The 7,801-nt window shown below is 67.7% G+C and carries 7 protein-coding genes and 1 pseudogene; 5 read left to right on the forward strand and 3 right to left on the reverse strand.

Translation table 11 applies throughout. From position 1 onward, the window contains the following. The first annotated feature begins 188 nt into the window (after positions 1–188). The 4 genes and pseudogenes from G5C60_RS48380 to G5C60_RS48395 all read left to right on the forward strand — a co-directional run bounded on the left by G5C60_RS48380 (position 189) and on the right by G5C60_RS48395 (position 4,017). On the forward strand, positions 189–1,208 hold the full coding sequence (locus G5C60_RS48380; RefSeq protein WP_165270295.1) for a dihydrodipicolinate synthase family protein: 1,020 nt from the start codon (positions 189–191) through the stop codon (positions 1,206–1,208). Positions 1,209–1,219: 11 nt separating this feature from the next. Beyond that, positions 1,220–2,182, forward strand: coding sequence for a cyclase family protein (locus G5C60_RS48385; RefSeq protein ID WP_165270305.1), 963 nt, complete (start codon positions 1,220–1,222; stop codon positions 2,180–2,182). Positions 2,183–2,205: 23 nt separating this feature from the next. Next, a pseudogene (locus G5C60_RS48390) lies at positions 2,206–2,987 on the forward strand (fumarylacetoacetate hydrolase family protein); the annotation flags it as partial. A gap of 259 nt (positions 2,988–3,246) precedes the next feature. After that, positions 3,247–4,017, forward strand: coding sequence for an SDR family NAD(P)-dependent oxidoreductase (locus tag G5C60_RS48395; protein WP_165270297.1), 771 nt, complete (start codon positions 3,247–3,249; stop codon positions 4,015–4,017). 13 nt (positions 4,018–4,030) lie between these two features. Here the strand turns inward: G5C60_RS48395 and G5C60_RS48400 are convergent, their stop codons facing one another. Together G5C60_RS48400 and G5C60_RS48405 are read right to left on the reverse strand one after the other, a co-directional pair. Next, complete coding sequence (locus G5C60_RS48400; protein WP_165270307.1) at positions 4,031–5,488, reverse strand: NF041680 family putative transposase; 1,458 nt, start codon at positions 5,486–5,488, stop codon at positions 4,031–4,033. A 489-nt stretch (positions 5,489–5,977) separates the two neighbouring features. Further along, positions 5,978–6,418, reverse strand: coding sequence for a MarR family transcriptional regulator (locus G5C60_RS48405; protein WP_165270299.1), 441 nt, complete (start codon positions 6,416–6,418; stop codon positions 5,978–5,980). A gap of 103 nt (positions 6,419–6,521) precedes the next feature. On the opposite strand from G5C60_RS48405, the gene G5C60_RS48410 reads away from it, so the two are divergent. Beyond that, complete coding sequence (locus G5C60_RS48410; protein WP_165270301.1) at positions 6,522–7,163, forward strand: maleylpyruvate isomerase family mycothiol-dependent enzyme; 642 nt, start codon at positions 6,522–6,524, stop codon at positions 7,161–7,163. A gap of 73 nt (positions 7,164–7,236) precedes the next feature. Here the strand turns inward: G5C60_RS48410 and G5C60_RS48415 are convergent. After that, positions 7,237–7,801 (reverse strand): hypothetical protein (locus G5C60_RS48415; protein ID WP_165270303.1); only part of this gene is annotated, 565 nt, incomplete at its 5' end.

The following is a 7,801-nucleotide window of genomic DNA, read 5'->3' on the forward strand; positions in this document are numbered from 1 at the left end:
AGGCGGGAGGGCTCCGTCTACGGCATCGACGAGTACCTGGAGATGAAGTACCTCGCCTGGGAAGGCGCCGGCGCGCCCTGAGCCGACTGCCGCGCCGGACACCGCAGCACAGACGAGCGCGCCGAGACCAACCCGCCAGGCGCTGAGTCACCACCCCCATCACCCACGCACCGAGGCAAAGGACGACCATGCCCGCATACACCCGCACCGAGGCCCGGGACTGGGCCCGCGAAAAGCTCGTCGGAGCCGTCAACTGCACGATCCCGTCGTTCACCGCCGACCTTCGCGGCATCAACGAGCAGGGCATCAGGCACGACATCAGGCTCGCCCAGCAGCACGGATTCCTCGGCACCCTCGGCGTCTCCGAGGTCAGCATCACCCTGCCCGAGTACCTCGACTTCCTGCGCATCGTCCGTGATGAGGCGGGCGACGACTTCGTCGTGGTCCACCACGGCAGTTGGAGCACCCTGGAGCAGAACATCGAGGCGGTGCGCGGCGCCGAAGAGGCCGGTGCCGACCTGGTGCTCCTGTCCTACCCGCCGAACTTCTACCCGGAGTCGGAACAGGAGATCTACGACTACACCAAGGCCGTCTGCGACGCCACGAACCTCGCGGTCATGCTGTTCCCGATGTTCCTGTGGGGGTTCAGTCCCCGGGTGCACCCCTCGGACATCCCGACGCGGCTCATCCGCCGCCTCATCGACGACTGCCCCAACATCGCGGTCATCAAGGCCGAGGGCGGCTTCCCCAGCATTCAGAGCGCTATCGAGTGCCACCGGCTCTTCGGCGACGAGGTCGTCATCTCGGTGCCCATCGAGAGCGAGCTCATCCCGCTGGCACAGGTCATGCCGATCCAGCTGTCCGCCACGAGCGACCACGAATACTACGGGCCCATGATCCCGCGCGTCATGCAGCTGCTGCGCGAGGGCAAGTACGACGACGCCACCGACATCTACTGGCAGCTGCATCCGGCCCGCAAGATCAAGGGCGGCCTTGCTCCCGTGCTGAACGGCGGTGCCTTCATCAACCGGCAGGCATGGAAGTTCCAGGGGTGGCTGCAGGGCTACAACGGCGGACCGCTGCGCCAGCCCACCCAGCGCATCCACGACGCCCAGATGCACGCCCTGCGCAAGGGACTCCTCGACGCCGGCCTCGAACCCAGCATGGACCCGTTCCGTGAGTTCTTCATCGGAAGGAACCCGGCGTGACCCCGGACTAACTGGACCGTGCCAACCCCGCCGGCGCGATTGCCGATGCCGCCAAGCGCTGCTCCAACTGGGGGCGTTGGGGACAGGACGACGTACTGGGCACCCTCAACTTCCTCGACGAGGGCAAACGGCGGGAGGGCGCAGCCCTGATCCGGCGCGGGGTCTCCTTCTCCCTCGCCCAGCGCTTCGACACGAACGGTCCGCAGAAAGGCTGGCGCCGCAGGACCAATCCCGTGCACACCATGCTCTCCTCGGGCCTGGACGCCGAGTTCGGTCCGCCGGAGTTCCCGCACGGCATCGGCGGTGCCGACGACGTGGTGTTCATGCCGTTGCAGGCGTCGACGCAGTGGGACGGCCTTGGACACATCTTCGACCACGGCATGGCCTACAACGGACGACGCGCCTCCGCGGTGGTGACCAGCGAAGGCGATCAGCTCACGGGTATCGAGACCGTGGCCGACCGGATAGCAGGCCGAGGAGTGCTGCTCGACGTCGGCCGAGCGATCGGCACCAACGGCGAACTGCCGGACGGCTTCGCCATCACCACCGAGCACCTCGAAGCCACGATCGCCGCACACGGCGAATCCTCCCGAGTAGGCCGGGGTGATCTGCTGCTGGTCCGTACGGGACAGATGGCGCGGACGCGTCGCGACGGCTGGGGCGACTACGCGGGCGGGCCGGCACCCGGCCTCTCGTTCACCACCGCCGACTGGCTGCACACCCGCGAGATCGCCGGTATCGCCACCGACACCTGGGGCTTCGAGGTCCGGCCCAACGAATTCGATCGGGCCTTCCAGCCCCTGCACCAAGTGGCCATCCCGCACATGGGCCTCTTCATCGGCGAGATATGGGATCTCGACGCCCTCGCGGCCGACTGCGCCGCCGACGGCATCTACGACTTCTTCCTCACCGCCGCCCCCCTCCCCGTCACCGGTGCCGTCGGAGCCCCGGTCAACCCCATCGCCATCAAGTAGAGCCCCCGGAAAGGACGCACACCATGCGCTTCGCCACCTGGGAAAGCGCCGGCCGTTCCTCCGCGGGGGTCGTCGGCGAGCAGGGGCTGCACGCCCTCCCCGGTACGACGACGGTCCTGGACCTCGTACGGGCCGGACTGCCGGCCGCCCTTGAGGCCGGTGCCGCCGCCCTCGACAACTCCTCCCCGACACCGATCGATTCCGTACGGCTGCTGCCGCCGCTGGAACCGCCGACCGTGCGGGACTTCGCGGCATTCGAGGAGCACGTCGAGGGTGTCGTGCGGTCGGTCAGCGGAGGCGGCGTGGTCGTACCGGAGTGGTATGAGGCCCCGGCCTTCTACTTCACCAACCCCTATGCGTTGATCGGCGCGCACGACGACGTCCCGGTCCCGCCGGGCTCACACGTGCTGGACTTCGAACTCGAAGTGGCCACCGCCATCGGCAGACGGCGCCTCACTCACCCCTGACGAAGCACGGGACCACGTGTTCGGCCACACCGTTCTCAACGACTGGTCCGCGCGGGACCTGCAAGGCCGCGAGATGAAGGTGGGCCTCGGGCCCGTCAAAGGAGGACTTCGCCACCACCCTGGGACCGTGGCTGGTGACCGCCGACGAGCTGGACGCCTACCGCGACGACGAGGGCTTCCTGCAGCTGGACATGCGGGTGTCGGTCAACGGCACCGAGGTCGGCCAGGACCTGTTGAGCAACATGAGCTGGACGTTCGAGGAGCTCATCTCGTACGCATCCCGCGGCACCTGGGTGAACGTGGGTGACGTCCTCGGCTCCGGGACCTGCGGCAACGGCCTCGTACGACGAGCCACTCGGCGACGAGGCATTGTCCTCGTCAATACACAGAGATCACCAATCATTATTAGCAGGATGTAACACGTGAGACTAGTGTCCATTGGCAGGTCACATCTCGAGTCGATACCGGGAGGTTCGTAGTGCAACGTTCGATGGGGTCCGCGGCAACGCAACGGAACGGGGGCTGTCCGCTCGACCTCGCGATCGCTCGCCCGTTCGATATTGACCGATCGTCAGTCGGTTCCATCGAAGGGAGCGCATGATGCCGGACCTCGATGGACGCGTGGCGGTGGTGACGGGTGGCGCCGGCGCCATTGGCCGAGCAACCTCTGCTTGCCTCTCAGAGCAGGGCGCCAGGGTCGTGGTGGCTGATCTGCGCGGCTCGGAGGCCGCGCAGGTTGCGGCTGCGCTCGAGGGCGAAGCGATCGGCGTGGAGCACGACGTTCGCGATAGCAACTCCGGGGTCGCTCTCGCTGCGCGCGCCAAGGACGTGTTCGGTCGGGTGGACATCCTCGTCAACAACGCCGGGGTCAACTCGCCCACGCTTGCGGTGACCGACATCTCTGACGAGGAGTGGGACCGCGTGATGGACACCAACGCGCGCGGGACCTTCGTGACCACTAGAGCGTTCCTGCCCGGGATGATCGAGCAAGGCAGCGGGCGGATCATCAACCTCTCCTCGATCGTGGGTCAGATGGGAACGCCCTTCATTCTTCCCTACACCGCGTCCAAGGCGGCGATCATCGGGATCACCCATGCTCTGGCGGCGGAATACGCGTCGCGCGGCATCACGGTGAACTCCGTGCACCCGGGCTTGCTCGAGACCGGAATGCACGACTTCGACGACTGGGCAAAGCGGGAAGGCATGACACTGGAGGAAGCCAAGGAGCACTTCCGCAACCTCGTTCCCCAGCGCGAGTACCAGACTCCCCGCGACATCGCGGAGATGATCGCGTTCATCGCCTCCGACCGGGCCAGGCACATCACCGGCGCGGCGTTCAACGTCGACGGTGGTATCCGGATGCACTAGGCTTGTTCTTTATCTACCAAGATCGGCCAGGTCTGCCGATGGCCTTGAGGGTCTCGGGGCGTTTGACGGTCTTACCAACGTCGTAGAGGGGTGCGGGATGGCGGTTCTTCGTCCCGGGCGGTCGTCCGGGACCAGCGCCGCGAGGTTGGGGAACACGGGCCGGACAGAGCAGGTGGGCTCGGATGTTCCTGAACCCTCGGCGGACCCGGGCCGGGGTGAGGCGTTCAGGCTTGGTCGGCTTCTCCCAGGGCCGACGGAGGTCGGCGGCCAGCGGCCGGGCGAGGCGGAGTTGGGTGTGGGCGACGACCACGAGCCAGGTCCACCGGTCCGCGGCCTCCGGAGTACGGACCTTCGGGGTGGTCCAGCCGAGAATCTGCTTTCCGAACCTGAAGGTGTACTCAAGATCGAATCTCCTGAGGAACACCTGCCACCACAGATCCACGTCTGCCGGAGTGGCGCCGGTCTTGGAGGACCACAGCCAAACCGGCGGCGCTTCCCGTTCCTTGGAGAGGTGCTCGACCTTCAACCGGACCAAGGTGCCCTCGACGATGGGGAGTTCACCGTCGTGCTCCAGCCAGGCCGAGCGGTGGGTCAGCCTCGGGTGGACCCGGTCCCACGCTTGGGCTTCGGCCTTGCCGTAGTTGGTGGTGTCGGTGATGGTGGTGATCGCCGCCTCGGGCCAGGTCTCGGGTTTGGCGAAGCGGAACTCCTTGCCGTGCTTCGGCGGCCGCCCGCCCTGGGGATAGGCCAGGGCGTACTCCTTGAGCGAGGGCTTCGGCAGCCGCATCACCCGGTCACTGCGGATCCGCCCGACCAACTCGACAGGAAGATCCCGCAGGACCCAGGCCAGGCGGGTGACGTCGTAACCCGCGTCCATGACGATCGTGATGTCCGGGTCGCCGGGCACCCACTGGCCGGCTGAGATGAGCCGCTCGGTCACGGCGCGGAGTTGGGTGGCGGTGATGGCGGTCGCATCGTCTTCGGGTCCGAGCCGGACCACGTCCAGGATCGACGTCCACGAGGTGGCTCCCGGTTCGAGGACGGCGACGAAGGAGTACGGCCAACCCGGGATGAACTGGGAGGCGGACTTCGCTCGGCCGTAGACGTGGCAGAACAGCCGGTCTGCCGAGCACGGCGCGTCCGAGCGCAGCCACGGCGACACGTCGACCGCCAGCACCAGGCGCCCGCCCTCGAACCGTGGCAACGGCAGCCCGGCGAGCAAGGTCCGCAGCCTCTCGACGTCGATCCGGCCCCGGTTGAGAGCTCCGTACAACGTGCCGTGCCCACGCCGGTGCTCGGGCACCATCGTCAGGTCCACCGGCGAGGTGACCGGCCCGTCGGCGCACAACAGCGCGTCGGCCAGTTCGAACATTTCGTCACGCCGGGCGGTTAGACACTCGTAGAACTCTGCTCGGAAGCGTGACGCTTCCGCGAACGCTTCCCGCCGGACATCCGGGCACACCACACTCATGACAACGGCCTTCGACTGGTTCTCCTCGTGACGGAGCACAGGATCAGACGAAGGCCGCCCTCGTGTCCGGCGAATCCCCAGGTGAGTGACCTCGTTCGGGACACCGTTCGAGGCCGGAAGAAAAAGAACAAGCTGAGAGCGCAGCATGCGTGCCGCGTCCGTGGCCCATTCCAGGTACCGCAGGAGGCTCTCGAAGGCGCTCGAGGAAGGACCGCGGAGGTTCTCGGCTTTCATACGGGTCTCGCGGCAGTGCCAGTGCCGCCGGCTGTCGCCTTGGCATGGGGCCCTCACTGGAATTACCTGCTGCCGATACGCCGTTCCCCCCGGACTTCGGACAGTCGAGACGGGGCTCTGCCTGAAGCTGAGAGATGCTATGAGTCGGCGGCGAGGGCGTCGATGAGCTGACGCAGCGAGAGGACCGCAGCATCCGCGCCGGGCAGAGCCGGCCAGCGACAATCTTCGGCCCCGGTTCCGGCCGGCGGTGGGGGCTCAGCGTTCCATATAGGGGTCGGTGATCTCGCGAAGCCGGGCGAGGGTGTCGCAGAGCTGGTCCATGCGGCGCTTGCCGAGGTGGGCGGTCCACTCCGCCTCGATCTCGGCGATGGCCCCGTCGCCGATGGGGCGCAGGGAGCGTGCGCGATCCGTCAGGCGCACCAGGCGGGCGCGGGCGTCGGTGGGATCGGGGGTGCGTTCCACGTATCCGGCGTTTTGGAGCTGATCGACGAGGTAGCCGGCGGTCTGCTTAGTCACCTGGGCGGCTTCCGCGAGCTCGCTGAGCCTGGAGCCGTTGTCGTTGACGCGCTGCAGGAGCTTCGCCTGTGCCGGTGTGATGTCGTTGTGGCCCGCTGCGGCCACGGCGGCGAGGACTCGATTCTCCAAGGCCCGGTAGGGGATGAAGAGCAGGAGCCCGATGTTGAGGTCTTCGGCCACGCCACTCCTTGACTTGACGATGGTCAGAGGTTCTCACTAGTTTAGTCAGTGAGGCTGACTTAACAGGTCAGGTCATCGTACCAAAAAAGCTGGGAGAGTGGGCATGGAGAAGGCGGCGATGTGGCAGGTCATCGATGACGAACGGGCCGGTCTGGCCGATCTGCTCGCCTCACTGACCGAAGAGCAGTGGACCTGCCCGTCGCTCTGCGAGGGGTGGACCGTGCGCGAAGTGGCAGCCCATCTGAGCAGCGGACCGCGAGCCCGGCTGGTGCCGATCCTGATCGAGGCCGTCCGCGCGCGCGGCAGCTTCAACCGCATGGTCGACAACACCGCCCGGCGGGAAGCGGCACGCCCCCCGGTCGAGCTCGTGGCCGCACTCCAGGCGGCATCCGGATCCCGGCACCTGGCGCCGGGCCAGAAACTCGCCGTCGTCATGATGGATGTCCTCGTCCACGGTCAGGACATCGCCATCCCGCTCGGCATCGATCGCCCGATGCCGCTGGAGGCCGCCCGTTACTCCGCCGAGCACACCTGGAGGATGGGCTTCCCATTCCGCGCCCGCAAGCGGCTGCGCGGCTTCCGCCTCGTGGCCACCGATGTCCCGTGGTCGAGCGGGGAAGGCGCCGAGATCAACGGCCCGATCGCCGACCTGCTGCTCCTTGTTTCCGGCCGCCACGCCGCCCTGTCCCGGCTCACAGGACCGGGAGCCGCCGTCCTCCGTGCCCGCGCTCTGGCCGACCGCTGAAGGGCATGCGGTGGAGCAGAGCCATGGAGAGTCTTCGACGGCAATGATCGTCGCGACGGTGGGGGAGCAGGTGTCATCCCAGGAGTTCGCTGGTCAGTACGCGTTCCAGCCAGGCGCGGTAGCTCTTGGCCGGCCAGCGGCGGTAACGGCGCAGCAGTTGGTGCATATGAGGGGAGCCCAGGGCGTAGAAGATGTCGGCAGCGGTGTTCGCGTCGAGGCCCGGGCGCAGGGCGCCCTGCTGGTGAAGGGCCGTGGTGAGCGCCAGGTAGACCTCGTGGGTGGCCTGCGAGCCCGCGTCGGCGGCTGCGCGCATGTCCGGGTCCGCGCCCGCCGCCTCGACGCTGACCATGATCAGGTCTCCGGCGCGCTCCAGCAGATCGGTGGCATACGCGACGGCGTCGGCGATCGCCGCGCGGGGGTCGGTTTCCTCACGGGCAGCCCGTATCTCCGGCCGGTCCGGTACGGCGACCGGCTCCTCGTCGCCCACGGTCGCAACCCCGAGGGTGTGCCCGAACAGCGCCGCCTTCGTCGGAAAGGCGTCGTAGAGGGTGCGCTCGCCACCCCCGACGCCAGCCTCCCTCTCATCCTCGGTGACCTCGCCCGCGCCGACGCCCTCCCCTTCGTCGCCGCCCCCGACC

Origin of the sequence: Streptomyces scabichelini (assembly GCF_011045015.1) — a bacterium.
Lineage (GTDB): Bacteria > Actinomycetota > Actinomycetes > Streptomycetales > Streptomycetaceae > Streptomyces > Streptomyces scabichelini.

Coding starts and splice junctions, on each gene's coding strand:
- G5C60_RS48395 (WP_165270297.1), top strand. CDS start 3,247: ATGATGCCGGACCTCGATGGACGCGTGGCGGTGGTGACGGGTGGCGCC.
- G5C60_RS48380 (WP_165270295.1), top strand. CDS start 189: ATGCCCGCATACACCCGCACCGAGGCCCGGGACTGGGCCCGCGAAAAG.
- G5C60_RS48400 (WP_165270307.1), bottom strand. CDS start 5,488: ATGAGTGTGGTGTGCCCGGATGTCCGGCGGGAAGCGTTCGCGGAAGCG.
- G5C60_RS48410 (WP_165270301.1), top strand. CDS start 6,522: ATGGAGAAGGCGGCGATGTGGCAGGTCATCGATGACGAACGGGCCGGT.